The organism is Arthrobacter sp. UYCu511, assembly GCF_040547105.1.
GTDB lineage: Bacteria > Actinomycetota > Actinomycetes > Actinomycetales > Micrococcaceae > Specibacter > Specibacter psychrochitiniphilus.
In genome coordinates, this window is record NZ_JBEPPB010000012.1 from 53,961 (window position 1) to 79,692 (window position 25,732).

Below are 25,732 nucleotides of genomic sequence, written 5' to 3' on the forward strand. Positions count from 1 at the left end.
TGATCCAAGGGGAGCCGAACGAGGCATGTAAGTCCGAAACCGCATGCTGGCGCTAGCGCATAAATCTCTCGTCGTTGATTGTCACGACCCTATTTCCATTGCGCCCGCGGCACGTCCGTCGAGCAGATGCTGCACAGTCGCACTAGCATTCTCGGCCAATCCTGGCGCCGCCTGAGTAACGGGTTCCTCCCTAGCGGCAATGACTTGCACCTGTTCAAGCGTGTCGTTGACGATGTCTTTAGTGCCGCGCAGACCCCACGAACTGAACTCGAGGACGAGATCGTCCTTGGTGACGGTCGCGTGCAAGTACTTCTTGTTCACAGCGAGGGCCAGCTGCCCAACCAACCCTTCGCGAAGACCATGAGGTACAAAGTCATACGCTGGCGCCAATGCAATGTGCCCATCGGCATAGTGAAGAAGACCCAGGTTCTTCGCGTGCATGTCGAGGTTTGAGATGGCGACGCCGAGGGTTGTGATGACGGCAAGCTTCCGCATATCGTGTGCCTGACCGTGAGTTCTCAGTACTTCAGCGATGCGCTTCAGATTCACGATGCCGCCGTACGCCTGGTATTTCTGGTTCCTGGCGGCTCCGAGGACCTGGTTGAAGTCTTCTTGGTGAACCCTCCCGCCGGGAACTGCAAGATCACGGTCGAACCGTTGGATAACGAGCGCATCGGTTCCGCCAAAGTTTGCAAGATGCGTGTCAAAGTTGGCAATGCCAAGCGCACGGGTGAAGCGCGCTCCGTACTCTTCATCGAATATTTCCGTGGGCCGACTTGAAACTATCGGCTTCACGATGTGCGTCGACGGGAACCCGCCGAAGACTTGGTGCCACCCGCCGTTCAGGTGGGCAAGAACAATCTTCGGCTGCACGCCAGCGAGTGACGTCTTGCCCAGAACGCCGGAGTTAGCGAGCGGGTTCGCGGCGCGCTCAGTCAGCAGGACGTGCACGTCCTCCTCCGACACCGGCCGGGCTTCGGGTGTCTGTGGCTCCGTAGGATTGTCAGCGTCCCATATCTGAAGCGCGCCCGCGATGTCGCGCCCGAACCGGGCCAAGAACGCAAAAGTATCGCGCCTGCGCAGCCCGGCCATCGCCAGCATGAACTCAAGCTGATCTCCTTCCGGGAGGAGTTCCTCGAAGAAGTTCCGCCTCCGCGATGAGTGCGCCCTGTTTGGCCGCGCGACGAATGGCACAGCGACGGATAAGGCCCGGCTACCCACCCCGAAATGATCGATAGCCGTGCGTGCCGGTGTGAAGTCGAATGTGCGCTCGTCACCGCTCAGCTCCCCAATGAACTGCCCGCTCAACTCAACATGGAGTCTCATTGAGGTTCTCCACTTTCAGTACTGTCGTCCCACTCCGCGGTGACGGTCACACCGCATTCGCGAAAGAGCTTAAAAAGCCTTTCCGCGTAGAGGGTATAGGTCTCGGACTCCAGATTGCTGATAGCGCTCTGCGTGACGCCCGTCCGCGCGGAAAGCTCCCTCTGGGACATCCCTGCGGCCAGCCTCGCCTGCTGCAAAGCCATCCCTAGATCAGACGGTGAATGGATCTTCGCTATTTGTTTCGACACTTTGAGCCTTCCCCATTGACACAGACGATGCTGTGATACGAATATTCACATCGTAACCAATGATATGAATATTCGCATCAATTCCGGTGTCTGGCGAATGCCGTTGACCTCAGCACCTTTGCAATTCAGGATCGCAGCTGGTCATATTGACCGTTGGCTATGCAGCTGTCGCTTTCAGAAAGCGACGGCACGACTATCAGAAGTCGTTAGCTTGGTAGCTCTGAGCCCGTAGGGGAACCCGCTGCGGGACGTTGCCAGGACCTATATATCCCGTCGTCAGCTTGTTACCTTTAGCTATGAATGGAGACAAGTTGCGGCAGTCATCAGTCGTACAGGTGCGGGCGTTCAGGAATAATCGTTTCGTTTTAGCGGCAAGCTTCTTTATCTCCTCCTTTGTGCTCTTTGAACGGGACTCTTCTATCAAAACGTGGGTAGCTGTCGCTGCGCTGGCCCTTGGTAGCTTCTGCGTTTATCAAGCAATTCGGGCTTGGATGGAACTCAAAAGTCGGGAAGGAGACAGTCCAGCAGGCCAAGAGCACACCACCAATGAGCCGTGAGGAGCAACCAGCGAAGTTTCTCTCCTATGCCGGAGATGGAACGTTCCGCGGGACACGTTTCGTTGTTTTCCTTGGCAGTTAGTTTCTTAGCTGCGACAGAGCTCGGGCGGATGGGTTAATCCACTGTGTTGTTGCCCGGATTTTGACACCGCTGACCATGGCAAGAACCGGTGATGACCGACAGCAGGGTGTTTCCAATAATGGGGTCCGCCAGGAATGACCGTAGGAATTGGGCTGGGTAAGGTGCTACGACGGGACATCGGCGTAGCGATGGACACTGACGTTTCCAGTTGGAATGTCGGCGCGGCTCCGCGATGGAGCGAAACTTGCGGCTAAGAGATAACGATTATGGATCCCAACCATGAGGCGAAGGACAGGACGGCGCGTTCATGCGCCCATCGGGTGGCCTCGAATTTACCACCGTCGCAGTCGATTTCTGCTCGCCGGTTCCAACCCCAATCCCTACCTGGCAGAACCAGATGACTGTACTTTTGTCTGGCAGATTTGAGCTCATTTCCATGGTCGGAACTCGCATGTTGCGGGTTAATACTGTCGCCGGGGGTGATAGCTTTACCGAAAGCGACGGTAAGACTGGTAGGGAACGGCGGATTGAGTCACCCCATTCCTGGGCTTGGTTGTTGCGTCGGTGGTGCAGTTTGGAGGCTCGGCTTGGATGGAGCCACGATCGCATCGAACAGATCGGAGAGTCAATGTGAGTTATGACCTTGCTGTATGGGAGGGTGAAATGCCCAACTCGGACTACGAATTGAATGCCGCCTTGGAAATGAACATGGCAATTCTCAATCTCGAACCTGCTCCAGAACCAACAACGAGAATCCGAACGTACGTCGAAGCGTTATTGGCCAGATGGCCCGACCTGGATTTCGACAACGAGGACGAGGACGAGGACGAAACACCATGGGCCGACGGGCCCATGATGAACAATGCTGCCGGACCGATCATCTATTTCGCCATGGTCTACAGCAAGGCCGAAGAAGCAGCCGAGTTTGCCGCGCAACTTGCCAGTGAACATGGCCTGGTGTGCTTTGATCCGCAGTTGGAGGCCCTTCGAAATTAGCAAAGACCTTACCAGTGCTGGGTCGGCAAGCTAGTCTGGCAACCAACCACTTTGGTTCTATGGTGAGTGTCAATGGCAGAACGGCAGACGGCACGTCAAACTATGGCAGGGCAGCCGATTCGGCGATACGCCGTTTTAGAGCTGAGGCGAAGGCCCGGTAGTCGTCATAGGCCGCGTTTTCTTGACTCCCGATTTCGGTGAGCTGGGCCTCCATGGCGCTTAGGGCTTCCTCATTACGGTTGAGAAGCCACAACGCGACAGGCGCACGGAACACTGTCTGCCATCTGTGGCCTTCCTTCGCCACTAGCGCCTGGGCCATGGCCTCAAGAGTCGCCCTCTCGCGCATGTAAGGCAAACCATACGACTCTAGGCTGGCGAGAATGTTTGCGATGACAGCAGCATTCTTCTCGGGGTTTTCGCGCGTCAGGATCCAGTCCATTCGATGTTCGATTGGAACCAAATACCGGAGCGGTTCTGACACAGTTGCCGGCATGTACTGACTGTACTTTCGGCCAGTAATGTCGGCCACGCTGCGTTCCAGCGACTGAATGCGCACACCACATATTGGGTTCATGTTCAACTCACCAGGTCCTCCGGCACGGCTTGCGTAGTTCAGTCCGAGAATGCCGAGAACATCGTCGTCGAGGACTATAGTGAAAATCCCATCGGCGCGCTTCTTAAATCAGGCGCCCACCAGAGCATCACAAAGTGCCACCTCCCCTGGATGTGTTCGAGAGCTCATCACTTGCTTAACCACACTTCCTAGTTCGGTATCGCCGTTCGGGCCGCCCTTGGATTTGAAAACACCACAACCGCCAAGAAGCTAATCGCCTGATCACACTGTACGACCAGAGTTCGCCGCTCTGCAGCAGAGTCGGGAAATTCTCCTAGATTCCATAGCCGAAAAGAACGAGTCCTCCTTGTATTTAGAATTCTCGCATCCTTCGTAAGGGGTGCACCGTATAGACGCAGTGGAACCGTCCCGCAAGCCGGTCGGACACCGGCCCGTGGAATCATGCGGGCGCTGGAGCTGAAAAGTCTCTCCATGGCAGTTCCAGAGGGGAACCATCTGCGGGACAGTGCGCTCGAATGCAATATTTTGAGGGCACTGAGATTCCGATAGCTGTCGCTGGAGGTCAGATGAAGCGGCGGTCTAGGCGAGTGATCGAATGGGCTAATCAGAGAGAGCGCAGTCTTCCCCGTCTATTACCATTCGCAGCGTGGGCGACTCTGAGGTCAGCTCTGTCTTAGCTTTGCACCCTGACGTTGCCTCGACTGAGATCCAACCAAAGGGAATACCTTCGACGCCGTAAGTAGAGCCCACTGCGACTTCTTGCGCATCGGCTAAGTCTCCATCAGGGCCAATGATTTTCACCTCGTAAGAGCCACCTTGAGCTCCGGGCCGCATAGCGCGAACTTCGACTTCAACGCTTCCGGATTGCGGGCCGGAGGTACAGCCAGTCATGGCAACGACGACCAAGAATGCAGCCGCGACACGAGTCAGATATTTACCGCTCATAGCCTCAGTGTGTCACATGTCACCGCGCTGCCTTGGCTGGCGGAGAAATCGGCAGGCAGAACGAATGGCCAGTGAAGGAACCCTGACCGGAACCTACAGTCCGACCGGAGAAGGGAAGTTCTTCTTCATCATGATGGCCGCGTTCGCCGAACTCGAACGCGACATGATCCGAGAACGCACCATGGCCGGCCTCGCAGCCGCCCGCGCCCAAGGCCGCACCGGCGGCCGACCCACCGTCATGAATACCGATACCCTCGCAGCCGCCCAGGCCAGAGCCGGCAACGGGGAAAGCCCCACCCAAATCGCCAAGGCACTGGGCGTCTCCCGCGCATCCGTCTACCGCCACCTGCCAACCAGCAATCCCTGAACCATGCCGCAAGAACAAAATCCTTAGCGCCAACCACTGTTCCGCTGCAGGCCAGACCCCATAGTGGCGGACACTGGGGAATCCGGGCCCGCGTGACTCGGCGGCCGGATGAGTAGACCGGCGGGCAGCAGCAGCGCTTCCGTGTCGTTCCCTGGAACAGAGCCCGCCTCGCTAGCGCCAAAGCAAAAGGTCGTGGGCGTAAGGGCCCCATCTGCTTGACCAACCGCCTCGCACTGATCGATCATGAGGACAAGTCAGCTGAGATCTGTACAGCCTCCCAGGCACACGCTGCGGCAAGAACAACGAATGCCAACACGACGCCCAGGTTGCGCTCCGTGATGGTTGACCTGTCCTTTACAAGCCTGACTCGTTCCGTGGTCCCGTGAATCGCCCACCATCGTCTGATACGCCATCTGCCAATCGAGGTCGTGGCTGCAACCGCAAGGACGTAGGCCATGATCTCGTAGGCTCCAGAACTACCGAGAATGGCCAGTGAAGGCGGCATCCTCACTGGCATGGGGATAGTGAAGGAGTTGGTCCCGACCGCCACGGCAAAAATAACCCCAACCAGCACTACGCTTACGTAGCCAAAAGGGTAGCCGCGCTTGGTGATGATTAGATTACCGGACACCATGAAGACAGCAGCAAGCGCCAGGTTGAGGCTAAGGATTCGTATCCATTCCAGCCACACGCTGCCTCCTGCCAGGCCAGTCCCCGCGAGGGCGTGTGCGCCGGTGCGACCCATCAACAACCCCTCCGGCAACAGCCAATAGCTCGCGCCCCACACAGCGACGAACGCAACCGCGACGACTGCGAGCAGCGACAAGAAGCGAACAATCAACCTGTCGTACGTGAGATAGCGTCTGAGCATGGCCAACTTTCCCGACTCTGTCGACCGAGAGTTGAGGCGCGTCGGCTGCCCCAACTCTTCTTGCCACTCTAATCGCCAGATCACCGGGCAAGGCACACACAACCCCCAAAATTGCACTCATTCAACCGCACAAGTCGAGTGAACCATATTCCTGGTGAAGGACCATCACCCTCAAACGGGCCGGTACTCACACTCTGTGGCGTGCCACGAGGCCCGCGGTGAATGCATCCGGCCCCAGTTTTTTTGCAGACTAGTTCTGAAAACTACTGGTTACGCATAGACAATGCTGCCCGTCGACGTGTCACGACCGCCGACACCACAGCCGTGCGATCGATCCTGCTACTAAGCCGAGTGCAGCGCCAATGGCGATGCCCAGCGCGAGGCCTTGTGCTCCGGCGATAGCGGCTCCGATCGCGATCCCCACCAATGCGCCCACACTTATACTGATGCCGGGCAGCGATTCAATGAAGCTTCGGTGTTTTCGGTTGCTTCCTTTATCGGCCATGGACCGATCCTACATGCGGTACTGCACAAATTTTGACGAGATACCGACCAGCTTCGTTGGCGTACTCAGAGGATGAATACCACGAGCAGCAGCGGGTACGTGATGAGCAGACTTTTACCGGTAAAGGTATAAACGGTTCCCATGACCAGGGACAGAGCGACGCCATAGATCCCAGTACCCGCATCCTGAGTGAGGAAGTGGACAAGACCCCAGGTCATCGCCAGCATAATGCCGCCCCACGGCACCCACTGTCGTCGGAACCAGCGGTCGCCCGCTCGCTGACCAAATCCAATGATCAAAACTATGACGGCTACTTCGGCACAGTAGTACGCAACTTGCACAAGCCAGGCCGCTGTCCCCGCGTGGCCGAAGCGTTCCGAAAACGCAGTGTGCTCTGCAACTGGCGGAAACACACCTCCCTGAAGCACCCATTGCGCGGCCAGTGTGGCAACTACGAGAACGGTAACAACCAGCCACCGCAGGGTGCTGGTCCGCGGTGCTGCCTTACCGCGCAACGTGAAATCGGTTCGACGAAGGGCCCACGCCGTCAAACCGATCACACCAACAACCCAGATGACGATAGTGAGAGCCCAGTGCACAATCTGCGCAAGGAAACTAGCTGGCGGTAACCCGAGCACTGGTTCAACAGCGAGGAGCACTATCTCGAACCCGACGAGAGCGAAGGCGTACAGCGCAAGATAAAGATACGAGTGCGGCGGCGTCAGCGTGCCTCTCTTTGCGGTGCCGGACAGTCCGTCTCGACCCACGGCGATCAGTTCCCCACTCGCGAAAAGCACCGGCAACGCACACTACTGTGGCCCAAAATTTGGGAAAGTGCAGATGGTTCGCAGCGAACGAGATGACAACTGATCGACGCTGATGTGGTGAGCTCCGGGCGGCGAATGCAGCCGGAGGAACTGCGAACAGCTGTCATGAACTCCTCGATGCCTCTTCCATTGGGATGCCGCCAAGAACGCCCACTAGATGAGTAATTCCAAGGTGGGCGGCGTGGCGTAGGGGTCTTTGGGGCAAGGGTGTTCAGAATCGGAATCAGTCACGTTTGATCGTGGTTTCTTTCCGGTTTGGTCCTCGTTTGGACAGAATCACTCCGAAAACGAAGAACATCACCAGCCATATTAACAGCCCTGCCGCGAGAAAAACTCCGATTACTGCGAGATATGCGAGAGGACTGGCGAGGGTGAACCAGCCGCTCAAAAACATTGCCGGTAGTACGGTGAAGAGCATGATCACGAAATGAATTGCTGATTGGAAGGACAGCTTCCACCGATCAACTTGGTAGATCACCGATGTGCCGCCTGTGGCCGCGGCGATCACGCCGACCGCGAATGTGCTTCGCGCGGTGGCCGAGTCCCCTTCAGCAAGCAGCGCAACTCCCATTACCCCGAGGACGACAAGTGGCACACCAGCCAGAATGAGTCCGAGGTGAAGGGTAGACATAGCGCCAACGTATCACGGAGCGCCAGACCACTCCCGATGTCACCCTCGGCTACCTAGACTCTTCTATGTCCGTCAAGCCGTTTTTGTTGCTTTTGCTGATGCATTGAGTGCGCGGTAAATACGGCGGGCCAGGTAGCGCTTGATACAGCGGCGGATTTCCTTGTCGGTGCGCCCTTCGGTTCGTCGTTTTCCACGTATTCATGAGTCTTGGTGTCATGGGTCATCCTGACGAGCGCGACCATGTGCAGGGCACTGTTCAGTGATCGGTCACTGCCCCAGTTGAGTCGGTGCCCGACCGTGTTCCCGGAGTAGGCCCGGCACTCCTGAAGGTGTCGCCAGGGACAATCGAAGGTTCGGTTGGGGTATATCCCAACGAGGCGTCCGATGTAGTGGCGGAATCCGTCAGATTAGAATCCTTTTCACGTTTCTTGGACACCCAAGCCCGTGAACCCAAGAACCCAACCTCACACAACCCCAGACCCAGATATTCCCCAGAAGTAAGCGGAATTTCTCACTAGATTGCCCCTAGTGACAGCCATAGGAGAACTGGGCCATAGAAGCAAGTTGAGCCAGGGAACCGCGGGACTATCCCTTGCCATTGGAAACTGCCCAGAGCTTGTCCGTTGAGGGAACCCTCTGCGGGATGGTTTGCTAGTCCTTGTGTCACCTACGCGGTAAGGACGTGCGAATCTGTGTGCGCTGGGTGGAATTAGTCACCGTGTAGGCTTTGCTGAACCGTATTTCAGGTGCACCGAATTAGTTGGGGGGCGGCATGGCACTTAGCTCGGCGATTGGTCCAACTCCGTCTATGCGTGAGTATCTGAACAAATGGGCAAGGGAATATTGTCCTCTCTTAAAGCAAAAGCAAACCTTCAACTGGAAGGAGGATGTCTCTTGGTAACAAACCATCGCTCTCAGGGGAAGATGCTATGGATGACATCGATTTTACTCAGTATCATGATTTTGGTGACCTCATGTTCTTTTTTCAAGGAAAATTATCCCATTCCAGAAGATCGACTTTTCGGCACTTGGGTCCATCAAGATTCCAAAGGGAACAAAACTTCAATGGACTTGAACGAAGATATGTCGATTGAAATCACAAATGTTCCACGTGAAGTAATTCCAGATTATGCGTCTTTATTTTCAGTCGATGAACTTGACTGGACTGACACTTTGAACGCTTCGGGATCATGGAGTTCAGGTTTTAATGAGTCAGCAAACTATTCCTACATCTCTGCTGACTTCATCGATCTAATTGCATTGTTTAAATTGTATACCGAAGAAGAAGGTTCGAAAATATCGATTTATATCCCAATTGGCGATCCGGATTCCGGGGTTTTCTTCCGTTTCACCCGAGCTGCTAGCCAGGCTTCGTCGGGTTAGCGCACACGAACTCGGCACTGCCTGACAATGCGGTAAAGTTGTCATTTTCAGAATCATCTGCACAGAATCTAGTACTTGGTTGCACGTCCCTGAGGGGCCTATAGGCGGACCGCCCGCGGGCTATTTTCCCGACGTGGACCTTGTGTGACTTAGAATTATTTAAGTGGTGTCAATGTTCAGTTAATTGATCGTTATTGAATATATTGGAGCGCATGATGGGATCAGACGAGACATTTAGGGAATATCTACTGCAAAACCCCCCAGGGATGCTTATGATTGACGCCGATACTCTATGGGTTGGAGTAGGATGCCTTGCTGAGGCGTTTGACATCGCTAAGAAATTGAGCTTGTGCGTTACAGCTCTTGAAGGGTTTTGGTGTGAGAAAGGTTATATAGTTCCCGATATGGAGGCAATTGTTTGTGGCTTCCAGTTTAGTGGTTCATGGGGTGATATTGTCGAAGAAAATGCTCGTCAGATTCGTCCATTTGCCGAAATACTGAAGGAAAACAAAGCAAGTTTTTTTGAATTGTTTTTGATGGATGAACATGAATACAAGTCAAGCGAAGAATGAATCTACTTGTCTGACCCGATGGATGTTGGCAGCTGCCTTACCCGCGTGGATCTATGAATCAAGGCTGCGGTCATCTGTCGATGGGTGACTGCGCTACGTGAGGATCACGTCTGATTGGATCTATTCTGTCAGTGCTGGATGCCTACGACGCTGGCGCTGCTTGGAATTGTAAGCGTAGCCCGGTTGATGACTGAAATGGCCAATAGGATCTAAGCGGGAATTTTCCTTGCCCAAGTGGGAGCCGCGACCTGTATCAGGACTACGTTGTCATTTTCAGAAGTCGTCTGCACAGCCTGGAGATGCCCCGAAATTCGGGCTCTCTGCGGGCGCTGATGAACTTGTAGAGTTACGGCACCATCCTGGAATCCATGTTGGGTAACTTCCCCTCGTGTTTCGAAAGCTGGGTTTAGGGACAAAATGCGCCCGAGCTAATCGACAATGTGCACTTGAATATTACGGAGATCAACTGATGAGAGCTGCAATTCGTTGGCTTGGTAGCCTCGATGTCGATGACATGGACTCTTGGAGACCCAAGGAAGAAAGTTGGTCAGTAGGCATTCGGCTTCTGGCCGGACCATTGGAAGAACCAGGAGAAGAGTCCTTCGATATTACGGTCTGCAGCACTGCCTGGATTGATGAGCTGATTGCCCGTGATGGTATTTGGAATGGAAGGCATCATCTCATTGTGGATGGCTTCAATTGGCAACGCATTCGTTCGTATATAGTCGGCCATGTGAATGCCTGCCAAGGACCGACGTGGAGCGAGGTCGCAGAACAACTGAGTAGATTGGGCTACTGGGAATTTGAGAACTATCAACCATAGTGCCAGGTTTATACCCCTAAAAAGGAACGGGAGCAGGGCCAAAGCAACCACCTGCGTCCGGTAAGGGGTCTGTCCGGATCGGAGTTCAGAACCGTCCCGCAAGCCGGTCGATCACAGGTCGGCCTGATCGGCTGAGGCAGCAGTAGCTGTGAGATCAAATTAGCCGTCCGCTGGGGAACGGCCTACGGGACGTTTGGCGAACCCTAGGCGAGGAGATATTCGCTGAATCAGGCGGGTCCATGGAAGGAGTTTTGTCGGGTGGTTGGCCTATATTTTCACCGGTGGGGCGAGCTTCCGGTTGGGGAGAGAATCGTCACTGCAGTAGCTATTGGATAGGTTCGGTCTCTGTATCGGGTTGGACTCACCCCGAATCTTCTCTTGAAGGCAGTACTCAAGGCGAAAGGACTTCCATACCCGACCTGGGTAGCGATCTGCGTGGTTGTGAGCCGTGGGTCGGCAAGCAGTTCGCTTGCAAGGAGCATCCGCCAGTTCGTTAGGTAAGTCATGGGTGGTTCGCCGATGGTGGCGCGGAACCTGTTCGCTAGGGTGGCCCGAGATACGTTGAGGTGCTGTGCGATTGATTCAAGGCTCCAGGGCTCGGCGGGGAATCCATGGAAGAGCGTTAGCGTTTGGGCACTGATGGGGTCGGTACCACCGGCGAGCCAGCCTCGTGCCGAATTGGGGTTGAGTGTGGCCCATGCACGGATTGAATGGACGAGCAGCACATCCAGTAGCCGGTCGATGACGCTGCCTTGTCCTGGTGCCTCGGTGGTGATTTCTCCTTCAAGGAAGTCCAACAGGGATGGGTTGATGTGACCGGAAGGAACTACAGCTATGTTGGGTAATGCGTTCGTGACGGCCGCGCCAACCTCCGCCTCGGTTTCGTAGGTGCCGATGAGCATCGTCGTTGCACCTGAAGAAGCGTTTCCCCAGGTGCGTATTCCATGCGTCAGACTTGTATGAACATCTTCTCCGGAAGGGGACGTGCACCACTGCCCGGGATGAATAATCACATCCGGGGCGCGGGAGAAGTCATCTGTCACGGTATACGGGTCTGGGCCTCGGACGAGAACAACGTCGCCTTGCTTCAACAAGATTCGTTCGTTATTTGCTTCCAGGGATGCGGTGCCTGACATCATGGCCATGACAGTCAGGGGTGCTTGATCCTGTACCAGAATGGACCAACCTGGTGACATGAGCATACGGAGCCCAAAGGCACGGCGCGCCCGTGGGCCATCTAAGAGATGCGTCAATGGGTCCATGGAACAAATATAGACGATCACGCATGAATCTACACTTTTGAACTATTCATAGTCTGGGGTAAATGCGATTGGCTGGTGCCATGACTAATCATAATGTCCTTGTACTTGGTGGAACTGGCCGCACTGGTGGCCGCATCGTTCGTTATCTTCACGAGCGCGGCATCCAAACCCGCGTCGCTTCTAGGCAAGGGAATCCACCGTTCATATGGGAGGACCGCTCTACCTGGAAGGATGCGCTGCTTGGAGTCTCTGCTGCCTATATCTGCTACTCCCCGGATCTGGCTTTTCCCGGGGTATCGGAGCTGATCGGGGAGTTCGCTGAGCAGGCGCGCAACTCGGGTGTGAATCGCTTGGTGTTGCTCTCAGGTCGCGGGGAAGAGGGAGCCTTGGCGAGCGAAAGAGCAGTGCAAGAGAGCGCCGCAGAATGGACGATCATCCGCTCTGCATGGTTTGCCCAGAATTTTAGCGAGCATTTCCTCCTCGGTCCTGTTCTACGCGGGCGGCTCATCCTCCCTGCCGGTGACGTCCTGGAACCATTTATCGATATTGACGATCTTGCCGAGATCGCAAGCAAAGCACTCATCGAGCAGGGCCATGCGGGGACCGTGTACGAGGTGACCGGGCCCAGGCTGTTGTCCATGTACGACGTGGCAGCCGAGATCTCCGCAGCCTCCGGACGCCACATTGATTACTCACCCAGCACGGCTGAGGAATTCGTAACCGACCTCGCCCAAGACGGTATCGCGCACGAGGATGCCCAGCCCCTCGCCGAACTCTTCGAATCGATCCTCGACGGACGCAATGCCTCCCTCACCGACGATCTGGAATCTGCCCTTGGCCAGCCCGGGACAGACTTCACCGAATATGCCCGCCGCGTTGCTGCCCACGGCACCTGGAACCTGCGCAGTGAGGCACGTGCATGACCAGCACGTTCATATCCGCCGTCACGATCACCTCAGCTCTGGGAGCAGGGGTCACCGGAGGGGTCTACTTCGCCTTCTCGGCGATTGTCATGCCCGCACTTCGTACCCTGCCCGTAACCGATGCCATCACTGCCATGCAACGTATCAACAACAGCGCGGTCCGTCTGCCCTTCATGACCGTTTTCTTCGCTGGAGCAGCCGCCTCCGCCGCCGTGGTCGTTTCCGAAACAGCAACCGGTGGTGCCGCTCTAGAAAATCCAAGCCGCATGGTCGGCGCTGCCTTGGCCCTCGCCTCGTTCGGCATCACCGTCGCACGCAACGTTCCCCTCAACAATGCCCTTGCCCGGGTTGCCCCTGATTCCCTGGAATCCGCAGCGCAATGGACTGCTTTTGAACGTCGCTGGAGCACAGCGAACCTGCTGCGGGGATCGACCGCAGTCGCCGCGACGATCCTTCTGGCTGATCCGCTATCAAGAGCGTCATGATCACCCCTATGTCGTCCACTAACGGCATACGGGCGCTTGAAACGCTGTGTGAGACTCTATCTATGATCTCTATACGGCAGCGAAAAAAAATTGATATCGACACGATCGTTGGATGGGTACCCGATGCTGCGGCTCTCTACCTTTTCACTGGCTCACGATTGACGTGGCCACTATCGACAAAGAAGCTCTCAGAGATGGAGAGCGATCAGAACTTCAGTGCATGGATTGGCGCGAGCAGCAGCGACGGCAAACCCGTAGGCCATTTCGATCTCACCCAGTACGGTGAGACATTCCGGATAGGTCGGGTCATCATCGATCCGGCACAACGAGGTCAAGGGCTCGCCGGAATTTTAGTCGCACTGGCCGTGGCCAAGGCTCAAGCACTAGGAGCCTCCCGGATCACGCTAAATGTCATCGCTGGAAATTCGCCCGCCATCCACACATATGAGCGAATCGGATTCAGAACTGCTCCAACGTCAACGGAACCCAGCGTCTTGGCTATGGAATTCTTGCTGGGATAGACACCCGAAGATGGGCCATCACTCTGCCGCTTTCCTTGTTTGCACCGAAGCTGACTTATGGATGATTCTCGGCCAGAGCGGGTTTCCGGAAGTGGAACCCCTACCGGACATTTCTGCAATCCTTGGCCTTGGATCATGTCGGGCTGTAGAGCGAATCTGACGGGGACCGCACCCGGTCTATCCAAAGATATGGCCCCGAAAGCCAACACTGCGAGCCCGGATTTCGAGTGGTACGTAGATCGGACTGTCCCTCAGGAGTCTTGGTCCGCGAGCCATTCCGCCTCGGCATCAGTGGCAGTTGACCGGTTCCCGATCAAATGGTTCCTGATCGTACAAATTGTCAATGCTGAGTTCTCCACGATCGATGAGCGGCTGCAACGCCTTGTGCCTTGCGATGCTTTGCGTGCGTGTCCTGAAAACATGAGCGTCGGCGATGGTAAGTTCCCCGCCGGATGCAGTCCACACCAGTGTGTAGTCGCCCGAATTGATTGGCCGGTATACATCATTGGTATGCCATTTTCCTGCCGCCCTGCCGACTCCTATGATGCCGACGGCGTAGGCCTCCCCTTGACTACCACCAAACATCGCCGTCTCCCGTACGACCGCTCGACAGCCATCCGGTCCATGAGGATCCAGGATGAAGTGACTCGTACCCAAATCGAAAAACGCCACCATCGCGCTGCCCGCCCCAACCACGCTAACCAGCATAAAGAAGACAACGGAACGCATCAGTCCCCAGCGCCCATCATCCCTTCTCTGGCCCGGCCTCCTGCTGCCACGGACGATCCAAAGGACCCAGATCACCAGCGAAGCCAGCAAAAGGCCACTGCTTAGTATCCAGGCGCGGACGACATGCGAGCCAACTACCAGGATCCACCCGTTGAAGAACCCAATGACCACTCCGAAGCCGAGCAACAGAGAAGCGATGCTGGCCAAATAAACTCGTGACCTGACTGGCAGGTAGTACTTCTTGTCTGTCCCCATCGAAGGATTCTATCTGGAGTGGAAACTGACGATGATTGGAATGGTTGTGGACGGCCAGAACCAAAAAGAGAAAACATGCACGCCGTTTGCAAAGTGAGACTACATCGGACTGTCACAAATGGAACCTCCTGCGGGACGGTCTAGGCTTCGCTTTTCATCGCTGGCTATATACCAACAGGGTTTCTAGCCGGGTGTTTTGTTTCCGGGCTCAGGATTGCTCATTCCGGGAGGGTATCGAGGGCTGCGGTGAGCTGTTCCTCTGGTGGGAGTATCGCACGATCCTCGTTGGTGAGCTGATCATAGGTGTAAGCGGCCACAGCCATGGGCGAGGTGGAACGTCCAAGGGCGTATCGAACGGTGTGATCGTTCTTGCTGCCGCAGATGAGAATTCCGACTGTCGGCGCGTGAGCTTGGCGTCGTAGTTTGTCATCGACCAACGCGACATAGAAATTCAGCTTCCCAGCGAATTCGGGTTGGAACTTCCCCGTTTTTAGTTCGATGACGAAGTAGCGCAGCTGCTCGACATGGAAGAACAAGAGATCAATGTAAAAGTCGTCTCCGTCCACTTCCATATGAACTTGGCGACCGACAAAGGCGAATCCTGGGCCCAATTCCCGCAGTGTCTCCACGATACGGTCCATGAGCGCCTGTTCCAGGTCTCTTTCTGCCACCTCGCCCGAGAGCCCCAGAAACTCAAAGGCATAAGGGTCCTTGGCCACTTGTTGCGCCAGCTCCGAGTCCATGGCAGCCAAATGCTGCCTGAAGTTAGACGGCGCAGTCCCCGTGCGTTCCATGGAACGATTCATCATCATGTTCAGCAGGACATTGCGGGACCATCCGAATTCCACGGCGGCGGCGGCATACCAATCACGCGCTTGAGGGGTTTCTGCCTTGTCAAGAATGGTGCGGATATGTCCCCACGGCAATTGCGCCACAAGCTGTGGCACATTTGACTCAGGTCCCCAAGCGCTGGCCATGGTCCGCATGTACTGCAGGTTGCGTTGGGAAAAACCCTTCATCAGCGGAAACTCGGTACCTAGGTCCTCAGCCAAACGGCGGATGACGCCGGCACCCCATCCTTGGTTGTCTTGATGCGCAAGTATTTGCTGCCCAATGCCCCAGTACAGGCTAATGAGTTCCGTATTGACTCTGCGCTGGGCAGTAATCCTTGCTTCACGAACCCGATCCTTCAACGAAGCCAGCACCTGGGCATAGTCGTCGGGAAGAGGGGAAAGGTCTCCGGATGTCATCAATCAAGACTACCCAACGCCTCTTGACCAAACATTCACTTATTCCCAACCCACCTCCAGTATGTTCTGGCAGTCAAACTTCTAGGCGTGGAGGCCAGCCGCGGTCATGCCCACTGGGGAACCTTGACCGCCCGGCGCCTAATCCGCAGGACAATATTTGCCCATGGTCACGCCTTCGCAGATCGTATGGAGTTTCTGGCCTATCTGTTTGATTGCCACTTCTTGTAAGAGTTGGGCAGCAAGATTGCCACCATGACGACTATGGCGATGCCTGGCACAAGTGCCCACGGGTCGGGATTGCCCTCGGACCCAAAAATAACGAGAAGCAGACTAACGATTCCGAGCACTAAAAGTACGATGTGAATCCAGAACATGGCTCGCCACAATCGCACGTCGCTTTGTCGGCTGGCTGCTTCCCAATCCACCATGACCCCACCCTAGAACGGCAGCAAGAATTTGGGTAGCAGCGAAGTGCGTCCCGCGCCGGGTGTCCCGTATAGAAATTGGCGAACTGTCTCGTTAGCCGGTCGGACACCGGCCCGTGGAATCATGCGGGCGCTGGAGCTGAAAAGTCGTGCCAAGGCAGTTCCAGAGGGGAACGGGATACGGGACCGCTTACTGAAATTTGGCGCTTATCGGGCCTGAGGTCCTCAGGAACCGAGGTGCTGCACGTTCTGCTACTGGCGATCCCATCCGTTAATGCGCGTTGAGTATGCCCAAAGTTTTGGATATCTAAGTAATTAAAACGCAGCCGGATGGTTATTTGTAGACTTCGCGGCGGTGGGCCACTCGAACCACGGTAACGAGGAGAAGGTTGTCGACAACTTCGTAGAGTATCCGGTAGTCACCAACGCGGATCCGCCAAGCAGTACTTTCGCCGGCCAGCTTTTTACAACCAGCAGGGCGGGGGTCCTGCCCAAGTTCGGCGATGCCGGACAGGATGCGGCGTCGGATTCCGGGGTCAAGCTTTCTGAGTTCTTTCGCGGCCGCGGTGGTGAATTCAATGCGGTAAGAACTCACGCGTCTAGCTCAGCACGCAGTTCACTCAGGCTGACGCGCTCACCGTCATCAGCCAACTTAGCCGCCCGGTATTCAGCGACATCACGGAACATTTCCAGTTGCTCCAGCAGTTCAAAGTCATCGGGGCCAATAAGCACAGCCGCCGGCTTGCCGTTCTTCGTAATCTGCACGCGTTCATGCCCGTAGCTAGCACGGCCCACAGCATCAGCGAGACCATCGCGAAGTGCCCGAATTGTGACGGATGAAGTAATCGTGTTCATGTAACCACAGTAGCACTTGTGTACACATTTGACACGACGATTCTTTCACCCAAAGTCGGCTCCATCTCCCCTTGTCTCCGGCAATTCCAGAGGGGAACGGCATACGGGACGTCTGACGCACTTCGAATGTTTTGGCTACTTGTTGCTCTGTGGAGCACATACTGTAGCCTCGAATGAAAATCGATATTGGGGGGAAACAATGAAGCGCAGATCATTTCCTTTTATTGCCGTTGTCGGTATTGCAGGTCTACTGCTGACTGGTTGTTCCGGTCAGGCGGGGTTAAAGGCGCTGCAGCGGGATGCCACGCTCGAGGATTCTTTACCGTCCTCTATCACCCTGTCGGAAGAAGTGAACAGGGACAGCTCACGTCTTCTAGCCGCCAAAGATGGTGTGCGGTACGTCGCTGTGCAAAGTGACGATGCCCGAACGACCTGTGTGGCAGTTGTTCCGCCTGACGAGAATGATTGGCATGTAGGTTGCGGCGAGACTAGAAACAGCGGTGAGATTATTAATGTGTCGTCGGCGAAAGGACCGTATTTAACGATTCTTCTGGGGGATGACTCCGACACTGGAAAAATCGAATCGGGCTGGATCAAGATCTCAGACAACGTCCTCGTCTCTGATCGCTGAACATCGCGTATATAAGACTTCATTGCCCATCAGAGCAGGACAGCGGCTCGCGTGTCCGCGAAGGAAGGGCATAAGGGATATCGAACTATCGCAGGGCAGCTGATTCGGCGATGCGTCGTTTTAGAGTTGAGGCGAAGTTCCGGTAACCGTCATATGGCTCCCCTGGTTTGTTATCGAATTCAGCGAGCAGGGCGTCCATGTAGCTCATTGCTTCCGCATCGCGGTTGAGAAGCCACAATGCGACAGGTGCACGGAACACTGTCTGCCATCTGCGACCTCCATCCGCCACCAGTGCTTGGGCCATGGTCCCTAGATTCGCCATCTTGCGCATGTAGGGCAGGCCAGCGGTTTCAACACAGTTCACGATGTCTGCAATAACCACAGCGTTTGCTTCAGGAGTGTCACGAAAAAGAACCCAATTTGATGCCACGCCAGGCCTAGCCAGATAATGCAACGGATCAGACACCGTCGGTGGAAAATACTGGTGAAACTTTTGCCCTCGAAGTTCAGCAACCTGGCGTTCAATCTGTTGGACACGCACGCCACACACTGGATTCATATTAAGCTGACCAGGGATACCGGCTCGACTGGCGTAGTTCAGGCCGAGAATGCCAAGAGAATCACTGTCGAAGGCCATGGTGAAGATCCCATCAGCGCGTTTTCTAAATCCGATGTCTACTAAGGCGTCGTAGAGAGCCACCAGGCCGGGATGTTTTCGAGAGCTCACCATTTCGTCCCAATACTTCCTATTCGGATACAGCCGCGCGGGCCGCGGAAGAGAAAATCCTATTGAACAGGGATTCCTGCCCATATGACCAGTTCCTGTGATTTGAAAACGCGGCGACCGCCAATCGCCTGATCACACTGTATGACCAGAGTTAGCCGCTCTGCAGCAAAGTCGAGGAATTCCCCAACATCCCACTGTCGAACCTTTACCGGGCAGTAAAGTCGTTGTCTAGCTTTTATGCGCAGGCCGGTGAGGTGGCGCGGTAGGTTTGGGGCATGACACCGATTCGCAGATCTGTTTACGGACTTTCAGTGGGTGCTTTCGCGGCCCTGTTGACTGGATGTTCAATTGACACACTGATCTGGGGAGGCGATGGTGCCCAGGTGATTCAAACGACCGAGAAGCTTGTGAGCGACTTAGCTTCGGGCGAAACGTCAGACATTGTCTGCACTGACTCCGTGGCGGACCTAGGCACGCCCAGTGATTGGTCAGGGCTCTCTGCAGGTGAACCGGAAAAGTTTAAGCCACAGTATTGGGACAACCAAGTGGCGCTCGATCCTCAGTGGAGCATCAACCTAGAAGGCCTCCCTGAGGACGCAGTGCCTGGCATCCACTATCCGGGAGACGTCTTCTACCGTGATACCGACGAGGGGCTATGCGTGATCGACGTTGCCTGGTCAACGCTCGTTAGTGTGCACTGACTGGCTAGGCGCAGCAGCGTTAGACCGTTCCATATGCGGAACGCTAAGTGAGGCACAGTCTGCGACCAGTGGTAGATACCGTTTTGGGTGTGGCCGGCTCATTCTCAACGAGTCCGGCTCGGATCAGTCAACATCGTTGACCTGAAGCCATTGCTTTCCGATCCGCAGGAAGTCTCCCCAGGCATTTCAAGCGGTGAGTTGAGTTCTGGCGAGGCATGATGGACCCTGTTCAAGCAAAATTTCCCCTTGTAGTCTTACAGAAATCGATAAGGTGGATGGGGTGGGGGCCATGAAGTCAAAAGTGTTGATGGTAATTGGGTGTATCTTGGCACTCGTTGCGATAGCCATCTATTCTTTTGTTGAATCCGATGGGGCAAGAATTGTTGTTGCTGGGGCCTCTGCAGCGCTTTGGATTGCTATAGCCCTCGGAATTGTATTCAGGCTGATCCGGACCATGCGCGGAAAGAAGATTCGGACTGCGTTCTCGCCGGTTGTCGGAGCGGCGGACACATATCAATCGTTGCTGCTTGGTCGACCGACAACTGCTGAGAGCAGCGTAGCGCTAACTGAGCACATCAATACCGACAAGTTCACCTCTGGCCCCTGACCCCAGTCGGAACAATTCATCTTCACGGCTTTGGGGCAGTGGGCAAAGTTCGGTGCATAGGATGGCAAGCAGGCGAGAGCTCAATGCATGGTTACGAGTCGGGAGATTCTCCTGAATCAACACTCGGCTGCGGAAAATATGGGCGTCCCATTTCCGTCGGGTGCAGTCAAAGCCGTCCCGCAAGTGGTGTCGCGCATAGACGAAACAAAACTGTCCCGTAAGCCGGTCCACCACCGGCCAATATACGGCTCTGACCTGCATCATTGCGGGAATTGATCGGACGACCGTCCCGTAACACCCGTCCGACCACCCGACCGGTGAAGGGGTGCTATATGGCACACTAAGTCGTATGTCTAAACTACTGATCGGTTACGCACGCGTGTCCACGGAAGAACAAGACCTCACCGCGCAGCGTGATGCACTTGCTGCCCTTGGTGTTGGCAGTGAACGAATTTACGTTGATCATGGCTTTACCGGCAGCAGGAACAAGAACCGCGCCGGGCTCCGCGAAGCCTTGGCAGCATGTCGCGGCGGGGATACCTTCGTCGTGACCAAGCTAGACCGCCTTGCCCGTTCCGTCCGCGACGCCCACGAAATAGCCGACGACCTCGCCAGCCGTGAAATCAAACTCAACATCGGTGGCTCTGTCCACGACCCTACCGATCCAATGGGCAAACTACTTTTCAACGTGTTGGCCATGATCTCTGAGTTCGAAGCCGACCTGATCAGCATGCGTACTCGCGAAGGAATGAAAATCGCCAAGGCCAAGGGCCGCCTCCGCGGGAAACAACCAAAGCTCTCCATCAAACAAGAATTACACCTCCTCGAACTGCACGCTGCCGGTGAACACACCATGGGCGAAATAGCCGAGCTGTTCTCCATCGGTCGCTCCACTGTCTACCGGGCCATTGAACGCGGTCGCACAAGGGCAGCCATACATGGCCGAGAAATTCACTAGCTTCAGCACCGACGACCGTGTGCTCGCAGAACGCGTTCGCCTGATCGTGTCTGAAAATGCTCCGGGGCTGCTACCGAAGACCTAGTACGGCATGCCAGCCTATGCGAACAGCAACGGCAAGGTCATTTTCTGCGTCAAGAATTCGGGCAGTTTAACACCCGCTACCCGACCGCCGAGTTCGAGGACGCGGCACGCCTCGATGGCGGGGAGATCTAGCCTGTGTCCTAGGCACTGAAAACGTGGAGCCCGGCAGTTGAGAAAAAGTCACAGAAGTGGTGAAGGTCGCCGTCTCCTAGAAGGGACCGCTTTTAGGGCCGTGCTCGGCTGAACTCAGCCTCGGCTTTTACCTGCGACGATTGAACCATGACGTCTTCCCCCGCAGCCGCACCTCTTCCCGACCAGTCCGCCATCGCCGCTCAGGAGGCACCGCTGGTAAACGGGCGGGTCTTCATGGTGGCCGGACTCGGCGCACTGCTTTCGGCTTTGCTGCTCCTGCTCGGTTCCGGTGACCCCGCCACCATCAGCGCGCCCGTGTTCTTCCTGACCCCGATGATCCCGGCCATCTGCGCCGTACTGCTCTGGCTCTCGCTCAAGTTCACGCCCAAGACGGAGGCGCGCCGCCAAACCACGGCGGCTGCCGGGGCCCTTGCCATTGTGGGTGTGGTGTTCTTCTTCGTGGAATTCTCGGTCCGCTTTGAACTGAGCCTGTACTTCGCGCTCATGTTCCTGGCGTGGGGCGTCCGGCTCAAGTTCGCGCCACTCAGCTGGGCGGCACTGCCCTATCTGGCCGCCGCCATCGTACTGCGCGTGCTCGACTTCCCCGGCGAGGCGCTCGTCCTGGCCGTTCTCGGCGCCCTGACCATCGCCTGGCCGTTCATCACCCGCCCCGGCAAGGCTGCCGCGGTTACTGCCCCGTAAAGCCGGGCTTCCGTTTGGCCGTGAATGCCGCGAAACCTTCCGCATAGTCTGTTGTAGCTGACAGGGCCACCTGCGCCTCGTTTTCACGTCCGACGGCGTCCCACAGTCCCAGCCGCTCCTGCCGGATCAGCGCAACAAGGGTTTTGCTGGCGTTGAAGGCTTGGGTGGGGCCGGTTGCGGCCTTCTGTGCTGCCGCCCGGGTGAAGTCCAGCAGCCCCTCCACCGGCATGGCCCGGCTGAACAAACCGGAGGCCACTGCCTCGGCCCCACTCATGAGCTCCGAGGTATAAATGAGGTCGAGAGTGCGGTGCGCACCGAGCGTTTCGGTGAACAGCCAGTGCCCGCCCGAATCCAGCGTGGCGCCTAGGTTGCCGAAGGGCGAACCGAACTTGGCATTCTCTGCCACGTAGACCACGTCCGTGGCTATCAACAGGCCCAGCCCCACACCGAGGCACGCGCCCTGAGCTGCGGCAAATGTGGGTGCCGGAAATGCCGCCATCTTGCGCAGCAACGGCAGTAGCAGTCCCTCAAGGTAACCGCGGGCATCATCGTTGGCGCCGTCCACCCCGGCAATGTCGCGGCCGGCACAAAACGCCCGTCCCTCACCTCTGATGAGCAGCGCCCGGACGGTGCCCGCGGAGGCGGCGGCAGCAGCGTCGTCGTACGCGGCGGACAGCTCCCCCAAGGCCGCCTCATTCAGGGAATTCAGCTTTTCCGGGGCGTTCAGCACAATCTCGGCCACGGAATTGGCGATGGACAGCTCAATCACAGGTCCTCCTGGGGATCAGCCGTCGTAGTCAACTGTGACCTCCGGCGTGGTTGGGTGGGATTGGCAGGTGAGAATGTAGCCGGCTTCCAGCTCGTCGGGTTCTAGGGCGTAGTTTTCATCCATCGTCACGTCGCCGGACACCAGCTTGGCTCGGCAGGTGCCGCACACTCCCCCGGCACAGGCAAACGGCACATCCGGGCGCACGCGCAATGCGGCATTGAGGAGGGATTCGCGGGCATGGACGGGGCTGCGCAGCTCGGCACGCAGGCCGTCCAAGGTGAACGTGAGCTTCCACGTTTCCTCGGAGGAGTCAATCAGGACCGGGCGCCCATGCTGTCCGGCGGGACGGTCCGGGCTTCCGGTGGTGAACAACTCGAAACGGATGGCGTCCCGTGGGACGCCCCGTGCCGCCAGCACGTCACGGCAGAGCTGTACCAAATCGAAGGGGCCGCACAGGAACCACTCATCAACACCGTCCGCGTGGATGGCCGTGTCCAGCAGCGTTTCCAGCTTCACCGCATCGAGACGGCCGCTGAGCAGGGGGGAGATGCGCTGCTCGCGCGAGAGCACATGATGGAGGGCAAAGCGTCCCGGGTACCTGTCCTTCAAATCCGCCAGATCCTCCAAGAACATCACGTCCATGGCGGCCTTGTTCGCGTACACCAGATCCAGCCGGGTCTCATTGTTGCTGGCAAGCAGCGACTTTGCCAGGGCCATGACCGGTGTGATGCCGGAGCCTGCCGCAATGGCCACATAGTTTCCGGCGTGGCGGGCCAGCTCCTCCGGGTGGTTCATACTGTTCAGGATGTTCACGCCACCGTTGACGGCTGCCCCGGCGTGGCGGGAGACGAATGCACCCTGGGGGCTCATGACCTCAATGACTTCCCCGGCGGCGAGTTCGGCGTTGGCCCAGGTGGAGAACTGCCCGCCGATGTCGCGCTTGATGGCGACTTTCAGTTCCGAGCTGCCGTCCGGGAATTGCACGGGGACGGCGCACAGGGAGTAGCTGCGTCGCAATTCCCGGAGCACACCGGCCTCGTCGGGCATTTTCAGGCGCAGGGCCACGTACTGGCCGGGCAGATAATCGTAATGACCGGCGAGCTTGGCGGGGACTGTGAAGGTGACCTCGATGGCGTCCTCGGTCAGCCGCCGCACCTCGGTCACGGTCAGTGTGTGGAACGAGGCCCTGCGCCGGGCGGTGGCGTTCGCTGGGATGCTCATTAGATCACCTTGAAGTAGTCGAACGGTTCCCCGCAGCCGCGGCAGCTGTAGAGCGCCTTGCAGGAGGTGGAGCCGAAGCGGGAAATTTCGCGGGTGTCAAGGGACTGGCAGTGCGGGCATTTCACCTGCAGGGCCAGCCGGATGGGGCCGCTGTGCCCGCCGGCGTGGGAGCTTCCGCTGGGCGGGGCGATGCCGAACTTTTCCAGTTTGTCCCGGCCTTCGGCGCTCATCCAGTCTGTGGTCCAGGCCGGGGCCAGCACGGTCACGATCTCCACATTAGATACGCCCGCCTTCTCGAAAGCGCTGCGCACGTCGGCACGGATGACATCCATGGCAGGGCAGCCGGAATACGTGGGCGTGATGGTGACCCGGACCCCGGTTGCGTTGGAGTGTACGGTGTCCACCCCCACGTCCACGGCGCGCAGGATGCCGAGGTCCGCGATGGTGAGGACTGGAAGTTCGGGGTCGCACACGGTGGCGGCAATGTTCCACGCCGTTGCCTGGTCCACCGCGTTTACTGATTTGTGTTTTGTCTGGGCCACGGCGCTCTTCGTTTCAGCCACGGCGCTCACCAGCTTGCCCCGGGATATTCGCGGGCCAGGACCTGCATTTCCGCCAGCAGGTACCCCAAGTGTTCCGAGTGCCGCCCATGCCGCCCGCCGCCGGTGGCCATGGGGTGCGCGGGAACCTCCAGCCCGGCCTCCGCCAGGACAGCAGCAGTGGCCCGGTCAAATTCTTCCTTCAGACTGGAAGGCACGACGCCGGCGTCCCCCACTTCCGCAATCAGCGGATCGTCTTCGAAGAGCTCGCCAACAAACGGCCACATCAGCTCCAGCCCTGCGATCATGCGGCGGTTCGATTCCTCCGTGCCTCCGGCGAGGCGCAGCACCCATTGGGTGCTGTGGTCCAAGTGGTAGTCGACCTCCTTCACGGCTTTTCCAGCAATGGCCGCCAGCATAGGGTCGCTGGAGCGGGTCAGCTCCCTATATAAGAGGTACTGGTAGCTGGCGGCAATGAATTGGCGGGCAATCGTGACGGCGAAGTCGCCGTTGGGTTGTTCAAAGAGATGGGCTGAGCGGAATTCAGGCTCTCGGCGGTAATAGGCCAGATCGTCTTCGTTCTTGCCCCATGCGGCACCCGCATAGGTGAGGAAGGAGCGGGCATGGCCCAATTGGTCCAGTGCAATGTTGCCCAGCGCTACGTCTTCTTCCAGTTCTGGCCCGCGAGAAATCCAATGCCCTAGGCGCTGGGCCAGGATGAGGGCATCGTCGCCAAGCCGGAGCGCATATTCGGCCACGGCTTCGCGCGGATGCGCCGTTCCTTCGGCTGCTGCCAGCGCAATATCTTCGGGACGCAGCGCATTGCCGGGCGTGATCCTCGTGGCGGAGGCGGAGCTGTCGCCGAGGGAGTAGGGCGTGGGGTTCCGGTGATGGGAGCCGGTGGGGATCATAGGTGTTTCACCCCTTCACTCTTCACGTAGTAGGTGGCGTGACGGTAGTCCTTTCCTTGCGGGGATTCGAAGAATGAGCCCTTTGAATCGGGGTCGGAGGCTGCGATGGCATCGGAGGGGACCACCCAGATGGACACGCCTTCATTGCGCCGGGTATAGAGGTCGCGGGCATTACGCAGCGCCATGGCGGAATCGGGGGCGTGCAACGAACCGGCGTGGACATGGCTCAGTCCACGGTTCGACCGGACAAAGACCTCCCACAGGGGCCAAGCCCTGGCACCCAAGGAGGCGCCCGGCGTCGAACTTTCAGAAGGGGAAGCGGGAGAATTGGGGGTCAT

The 25,732-nt window shown here is 57.1% G+C and carries 32 protein-coding genes and 1 pseudogene; 12 read left to right on the forward strand and 21 right to left on the reverse strand.

Annotation, left to right across the window (positions count from 1 at the left end; translation table 11 throughout):
- Positions 1 to 81: 81 nt before the first annotated feature.
- Together ABIB48_RS14950 and ABIB48_RS14955 are read right to left on the reverse strand one after the other, a co-directional pair.
- Entirely contained in the window at positions 82 to 1,326 is a 1,245-nt protein-coding gene (locus tag ABIB48_RS14950) for a type II toxin-antitoxin system HipA family toxin (RefSeq protein ID WP_354213495.1), read from the reverse strand.
- On the reverse strand, positions 1,323 to 1,529 hold the full coding sequence (locus tag ABIB48_RS14955; protein ID WP_110107701.1) for a helix-turn-helix domain-containing protein: 207 nt from the start codon (positions 1,527 to 1,529) through the stop codon (positions 1,323 to 1,325). The genes ABIB48_RS14950 and ABIB48_RS14955 overlap by 4 nt, the downstream gene beginning before the upstream one ends.
- Positions 1,530 to 2,843: 1,314 nt before the next feature.
- Here ABIB48_RS14955 and ABIB48_RS14960 point away from each other — a divergent pair.
- Entirely contained in the window at positions 2,844 to 3,209 is a 366-nt protein-coding gene (locus ABIB48_RS14960) for a hypothetical protein (protein ID WP_110107686.1), read from the forward strand.
- A gap of 100 nt (positions 3,210 to 3,309) precedes the next feature.
- On the opposite strand, the gene ABIB48_RS14965 is transcribed toward ABIB48_RS14960, so the two are convergent.
- Together ABIB48_RS14965 and ABIB48_RS14970 are read right to left on the reverse strand one after the other, a co-directional pair.
- A complete protein-coding gene (locus ABIB48_RS14965; protein ID WP_354213496.1) occupies positions 3,310 to 3,783 on the reverse strand; it encodes a hypothetical protein in 474 nt (157 codons plus the stop codon).
- Positions 3,784 to 4,383: 600 nt separating this feature from the next.
- Positions 4,384 to 4,728 (reverse strand): hypothetical protein, encoded by a 345-nt coding sequence (locus ABIB48_RS14970; protein WP_110107682.1) that lies wholly within the window; start codon positions 4,726 to 4,728, stop codon positions 4,384 to 4,386.
- Between the two features lie 64 nt (positions 4,729 to 4,792).
- On the opposite strand from ABIB48_RS14970, the gene ABIB48_RS14975 reads away from it, so the two are divergent.
- On the forward strand, positions 4,793 to 5,095 hold the full coding sequence (locus ABIB48_RS14975) for a recombinase family protein (protein WP_281268053.1): 303 nt from the start codon (positions 4,793 to 4,795) through the stop codon (positions 5,093 to 5,095).
- Positions 5,096 to 5,336: 241 nt separating this feature from the next.
- Here ABIB48_RS14975 and ABIB48_RS14980 read toward each other — a convergent pair whose 3' ends face one another.
- The 5 genes and pseudogenes from ABIB48_RS14980 to ABIB48_RS15000 form a co-directional block, all read right to left on the reverse strand.
- Complete coding sequence (locus tag ABIB48_RS14980; protein ID WP_146213099.1) at positions 5,337 to 5,966, reverse strand: hypothetical protein; 630 nt, start codon at positions 5,964 to 5,966, stop codon at positions 5,337 to 5,339.
- Between the two features lie 301 nt (positions 5,967 to 6,267).
- On the reverse strand, positions 6,268 to 6,471 hold the full coding sequence (locus ABIB48_RS14985; protein ID WP_354213497.1) for a hypothetical protein: 204 nt from the start codon (positions 6,469 to 6,471) through the stop codon (positions 6,268 to 6,270).
- A 65-nt stretch (positions 6,472 to 6,536) separates the two neighbouring features.
- Positions 6,537 to 7,268: a hypothetical protein gene (locus ABIB48_RS14990; protein WP_354213498.1), complete on the reverse strand. Its 732-nt coding sequence runs from the start codon at positions 7,266 to 7,268 to the stop codon at positions 6,537 to 6,539.
- Between the two features lie 253 nt (positions 7,269 to 7,521).
- Positions 7,522 to 7,929 (reverse strand): DUF3021 domain-containing protein, encoded by a 408-nt coding sequence (locus ABIB48_RS14995; protein ID WP_110107675.1) that lies wholly within the window; start codon positions 7,927 to 7,929, stop codon positions 7,522 to 7,524.
- A gap of 72 nt (positions 7,930 to 8,001) precedes the next feature.
- Positions 8,002 to 8,243 (reverse strand): annotated as a pseudogene (locus ABIB48_RS15000) (IS110 family transposase); the annotation flags it as partial.
- A gap of 643 nt (positions 8,244 to 8,886) precedes the next feature.
- Between ABIB48_RS15000 and ABIB48_RS15005 the strand changes: the two are divergent.
- The 3 genes from ABIB48_RS15005 (at position 8,887) to ABIB48_RS15015 (ending at position 10,707) form a co-directional block, all read left to right on the forward strand.
- Entirely contained in the window at positions 8,887 to 9,312 is a 426-nt protein-coding gene (locus ABIB48_RS15005; protein WP_110106855.1) for a hypothetical protein, read from the forward strand.
- A gap of 212 nt (positions 9,313 to 9,524) precedes the next feature.
- On the forward strand, positions 9,525 to 9,884 hold the full coding sequence (locus tag ABIB48_RS15010; protein ID WP_110106854.1) for a hypothetical protein: 360 nt from the start codon (positions 9,525 to 9,527) through the stop codon (positions 9,882 to 9,884).
- A 469-nt stretch (positions 9,885 to 10,353) separates the two neighbouring features.
- Positions 10,354 to 10,707 carry an Imm8 family immunity protein gene (locus tag ABIB48_RS15015; RefSeq protein WP_110106853.1) on the forward strand — a complete coding sequence of 118 codons (354 nt, stop codon included), beginning with the start codon at positions 10,354 to 10,356 and terminating at the stop codon, positions 10,705 to 10,707.
- Between the two features lie 275 nt (positions 10,708 to 10,982).
- Here the strand turns inward: ABIB48_RS15015 and ABIB48_RS15020 are convergent, their stop codons facing one another.
- Complete coding sequence (locus tag ABIB48_RS15020; protein ID WP_354213499.1) at positions 10,983 to 11,969, reverse strand: AraC family transcriptional regulator; 987 nt, start codon at positions 11,967 to 11,969, stop codon at positions 10,983 to 10,985.
- A gap of 80 nt (positions 11,970 to 12,049) precedes the next feature.
- Here ABIB48_RS15020 and ABIB48_RS15025 point away from each other — a divergent pair, with 80 nt between their 5' ends.
- From ABIB48_RS15025 to ABIB48_RS15035, 3 genes are all read left to right on the forward strand, one after another.
- The gene (locus ABIB48_RS15025; protein ID WP_354213500.1) at positions 12,050 to 12,892 is read left to right on the forward strand and encodes a Rossmann-fold NAD(P)-binding domain-containing protein; all 843 of its coding nucleotides are present in this window, start codon (positions 12,050 to 12,052) and stop codon (positions 12,890 to 12,892) included.
- Complete coding sequence (locus tag ABIB48_RS15030; protein ID WP_354213501.1) at positions 12,889 to 13,377, forward strand: anthrone oxygenase family protein; 489 nt, start codon at positions 12,889 to 12,891, stop codon at positions 13,375 to 13,377. The genes ABIB48_RS15025 and ABIB48_RS15030 overlap by 4 nt, the downstream gene beginning before the upstream one ends.
- A 62-nt stretch (positions 13,378 to 13,439) precedes the next feature.
- Complete coding sequence (locus tag ABIB48_RS15035; protein WP_354213502.1) at positions 13,440 to 13,898, forward strand: GNAT family N-acetyltransferase; 459 nt, start codon at positions 13,440 to 13,442, stop codon at positions 13,896 to 13,898.
- A 288-nt stretch (positions 13,899 to 14,186) separates the two neighbouring features.
- On the opposite strand, the gene ABIB48_RS15040 is transcribed toward ABIB48_RS15035, so the two are convergent.
- From ABIB48_RS15040 to ABIB48_RS15060, 5 genes are all read right to left on the reverse strand, one after another.
- Positions 14,187 to 14,882 (reverse strand): hypothetical protein, encoded by a 696-nt coding sequence (locus ABIB48_RS15040; RefSeq protein ID WP_354213503.1) that lies wholly within the window; start codon positions 14,880 to 14,882, stop codon positions 14,187 to 14,189.
- Between the two features lie 218 nt (positions 14,883 to 15,100).
- The gene (locus ABIB48_RS15045) at positions 15,101 to 16,132 is read right to left on the reverse strand and encodes a PDDEXK nuclease domain-containing protein (RefSeq protein ID WP_354213504.1); all 1,032 of its coding nucleotides are present in this window, start codon (positions 16,130 to 16,132) and stop codon (positions 15,101 to 15,103) included.
- 200 nt (positions 16,133 to 16,332) lie between these two features.
- Complete coding sequence (locus ABIB48_RS15050; protein ID WP_110107671.1) at positions 16,333 to 16,560, reverse strand: hypothetical protein; 228 nt, start codon at positions 16,558 to 16,560, stop codon at positions 16,333 to 16,335.
- A 331-nt stretch (positions 16,561 to 16,891) separates the two neighbouring features.
- Positions 16,892 to 17,152 carry a type II toxin-antitoxin system RelE family toxin gene (locus ABIB48_RS15055; protein ID WP_110107669.1) on the reverse strand — a complete coding sequence of 87 codons (261 nt, stop codon included), beginning with the start codon at positions 17,150 to 17,152 and terminating at the stop codon, positions 16,892 to 16,894.
- Positions 17,149 to 17,412 (reverse strand): type II toxin-antitoxin system Phd/YefM family antitoxin, encoded by a 264-nt coding sequence (locus ABIB48_RS15060; protein ID WP_110107668.1) that lies wholly within the window; start codon positions 17,410 to 17,412, stop codon positions 17,149 to 17,151. Before ABIB48_RS15060 ends, ABIB48_RS15055 begins: the two co-directional genes overlap by 4 nt.
- A gap of 199 nt (positions 17,413 to 17,611) precedes the next feature.
- On the opposite strand from ABIB48_RS15060, the gene ABIB48_RS15065 reads away from it, so the two are divergent.
- A complete protein-coding gene (locus tag ABIB48_RS15065) occupies positions 17,612 to 18,043 on the forward strand; it encodes a hypothetical protein (protein WP_354213505.1) in 432 nt (143 codons plus the stop codon).
- Between the two features lie 85 nt (positions 18,044 to 18,128).
- Here ABIB48_RS15065 and ABIB48_RS15070 read toward each other — a convergent pair whose 3' ends face one another.
- Positions 18,129 to 18,743 carry a hypothetical protein gene (locus tag ABIB48_RS15070; RefSeq protein WP_354213506.1) on the reverse strand — a complete coding sequence of 205 codons (615 nt, stop codon included), beginning with the start codon at positions 18,741 to 18,743 and terminating at the stop codon, positions 18,129 to 18,131.
- A 302-nt stretch (positions 18,744 to 19,045) separates the two neighbouring features.
- Between ABIB48_RS15070 and ABIB48_RS15075 the strand changes: the two genes are divergently transcribed.
- The 3 genes from ABIB48_RS15075 (at position 19,046) to ABIB48_RS15085 (ending at position 21,954) form a co-directional block, all read left to right on the forward strand.
- Positions 19,046 to 19,471, forward strand: coding sequence for a hypothetical protein (locus ABIB48_RS15075; protein ID WP_354213507.1), 426 nt, complete (start codon positions 19,046 to 19,048; stop codon positions 19,469 to 19,471).
- A 956-nt stretch (positions 19,472 to 20,427) separates the two neighbouring features.
- Positions 20,428 to 21,036, forward strand: a complete 609-nt coding sequence (locus tag ABIB48_RS15080) for a recombinase family protein (protein ID WP_354213508.1) — start codon at positions 20,428 to 20,430, stop codon at positions 21,034 to 21,036.
- A 363-nt stretch (positions 21,037 to 21,399) separates the two neighbouring features.
- A complete protein-coding gene (locus tag ABIB48_RS15085; protein ID WP_354213509.1) occupies positions 21,400 to 21,954 on the forward strand; it encodes a hypothetical protein in 555 nt (184 codons plus the stop codon).
- Here the strand turns inward: ABIB48_RS15085 and ABIB48_RS15090 are convergent.
- From ABIB48_RS15090 to paaB, 5 genes are read right to left on the reverse strand one after another with little or no spacing between them, the layout of a single operon-like run.
- A complete protein-coding gene (locus tag ABIB48_RS15090) occupies positions 21,941 to 22,723 on the reverse strand; it encodes an enoyl-CoA hydratase/isomerase family protein (protein ID WP_354213510.1) in 783 nt (260 codons plus the stop codon). The genes ABIB48_RS15085 and ABIB48_RS15090 overlap by 14 nt on opposite strands.
- Before the next feature lie 15 nt (positions 22,724 to 22,738).
- Complete coding sequence (gene paaE / locus ABIB48_RS15095) at positions 22,739 to 23,944, reverse strand: 1,2-phenylacetyl-CoA epoxidase subunit PaaE (RefSeq protein ID WP_354213511.1); 1,206 nt, start codon at positions 23,942 to 23,944, stop codon at positions 22,739 to 22,741.
- Positions 23,944 to 24,486, reverse strand: a complete 543-nt coding sequence (gene paaD, locus ABIB48_RS15100) for a 1,2-phenylacetyl-CoA epoxidase subunit PaaD (RefSeq protein ID WP_354213542.1) — start codon at positions 24,484 to 24,486, stop codon at positions 23,944 to 23,946. The genes paaE and paaD overlap by 1 nt, the downstream gene beginning before the upstream one ends.
- 26 nt (positions 24,487 to 24,512) lie before the next feature.
- Positions 24,513 to 25,394, reverse strand: a complete 882-nt coding sequence (gene paaC / locus ABIB48_RS15105) for a 1,2-phenylacetyl-CoA epoxidase subunit PaaC (protein ID WP_354213512.1) — start codon at positions 25,392 to 25,394, stop codon at positions 24,513 to 24,515.
- Positions 25,391 to 25,732: a 1,2-phenylacetyl-CoA epoxidase subunit PaaB gene (gene paaB / locus ABIB48_RS15110; RefSeq protein WP_315914392.1), complete on the reverse strand. Its 342-nt coding sequence runs from the start codon at positions 25,730 to 25,732 to the stop codon at positions 25,391 to 25,393. Before paaB ends, paaC begins: the two co-directional genes overlap by 4 nt.

Coding starts and splice junctions, on each gene's coding strand:
- ABIB48_RS14995 (WP_110107675.1), bottom strand. CDS start 7,929: ATGTCTACCCTTCACCTCGGACTCATTCTGGCTGGTGTGCCACTTGTC.
- paaE (WP_354213511.1), bottom strand. CDS start 23,944: ATGAGCATCCCAGCGAACGCCACCGCCCGGCGCAGGGCCTCGTTCCAC.
- ABIB48_RS15075 (WP_354213507.1), top strand. CDS start 19,046: ATGACACCGATTCGCAGATCTGTTTACGGACTTTCAGTGGGTGCTTTC.
- ABIB48_RS14965 (WP_354213496.1), bottom strand. CDS start 3,783: ATGAACCCAATATGTGGTGTGCGCATTCAGTCGCTGGAACGCAGCGTG.
- ABIB48_RS15025 (WP_354213500.1), top strand. CDS start 12,050: ATGACTAATCATAATGTCCTTGTACTTGGTGGAACTGGCCGCACTGGT.
- ABIB48_RS15010 (WP_110106854.1), top strand. CDS start 9,525: ATGATGGGATCAGACGAGACATTTAGGGAATATCTACTGCAAAACCCC.
- paaB (WP_315914392.1), bottom strand. CDS start 25,732: ATGACCCCCAATTCTCCCGCTTCCCCTTCTGAAAGTTCGACGCCGGGC.
- ABIB48_RS15045 (WP_354213504.1), bottom strand. CDS start 16,132: ATGACATCCGGAGACCTTTCCCCTCTTCCCGACGACTATGCCCAGGTG.
- ABIB48_RS15035 (WP_354213502.1), top strand. CDS start 13,440: ATGATCTCTATACGGCAGCGAAAAAAAATTGATATCGACACGATCGTT.
- ABIB48_RS15085 (WP_354213509.1), top strand. CDS start 21,400: ATGACGTCTTCCCCCGCAGCCGCACCTCTTCCCGACCAGTCCGCCATC.
- paaC (WP_354213512.1), bottom strand. CDS start 25,394: ATGATCCCCACCGGCTCCCATCACCGGAACCCCACGCCCTACTCCCTC.
- ABIB48_RS15080 (WP_354213508.1), top strand. CDS start 20,428: ATGTCTAAACTACTGATCGGTTACGCACGCGTGTCCACGGAAGAACAA.
- ABIB48_RS15030 (WP_354213501.1), top strand. CDS start 12,889: ATGACCAGCACGTTCATATCCGCCGTCACGATCACCTCAGCTCTGGGA.
- ABIB48_RS15065 (WP_354213505.1), top strand. CDS start 17,612: ATGAAGCGCAGATCATTTCCTTTTATTGCCGTTGTCGGTATTGCAGGT.
- ABIB48_RS14970 (WP_110107682.1), bottom strand. CDS start 4,728: ATGAGCGGTAAATATCTGACTCGTGTCGCGGCTGCATTCTTGGTCGTC.
- ABIB48_RS15005 (WP_110106855.1), top strand. CDS start 8,887: ATGATTTTGGTGACCTCATGTTCTTTTTTCAAGGAAAATTATCCCATT.
- ABIB48_RS14980 (WP_146213099.1), bottom strand. CDS start 5,966: ATGCTCAGACGCTATCTCACGTACGACAGGTTGATTGTTCGCTTCTTG.
- ABIB48_RS14975 (WP_281268053.1), top strand. CDS start 4,793: ATGGCCAGTGAAGGAACCCTGACCGGAACCTACAGTCCGACCGGAGAA.
- ABIB48_RS14985 (WP_354213497.1), bottom strand. CDS start 6,471: ATGGCCGATAAAGGAAGCAACCGAAAACACCGAAGCTTCATTGAATCG.
- ABIB48_RS15040 (WP_354213503.1), bottom strand. CDS start 14,882: ATGGGGACAGACAAGAAGTACTACCTGCCAGTCAGGTCACGAGTTTAT.
- ABIB48_RS14955 (WP_110107701.1), bottom strand. CDS start 1,529: ATGGCTTTGCAGCAGGCGAGGCTGGCCGCAGGGATGTCCCAGAGGGAG.
- ABIB48_RS15060 (WP_110107668.1), bottom strand. CDS start 17,412: ATGAACACGATTACTTCATCCGTCACAATTCGGGCACTTCGCGATGGT.
- ABIB48_RS15015 (WP_110106853.1), top strand. CDS start 10,354: ATGAGAGCTGCAATTCGTTGGCTTGGTAGCCTCGATGTCGATGACATG.
- ABIB48_RS15050 (WP_110107671.1), bottom strand. CDS start 16,560: ATGGTGGATTGGGAAGCAGCCAGCCGACAAAGCGACGTGCGATTGTGG.
- ABIB48_RS14950 (WP_354213495.1), bottom strand. CDS start 1,326: ATGAGACTCCATGTTGAGTTGAGCGGGCAGTTCATTGGGGAGCTGAGC.
- ABIB48_RS15020 (WP_354213499.1), bottom strand. CDS start 11,969: ATGGACCCATTGACGCATCTCTTAGATGGCCCACGGGCGCGCCGTGCC.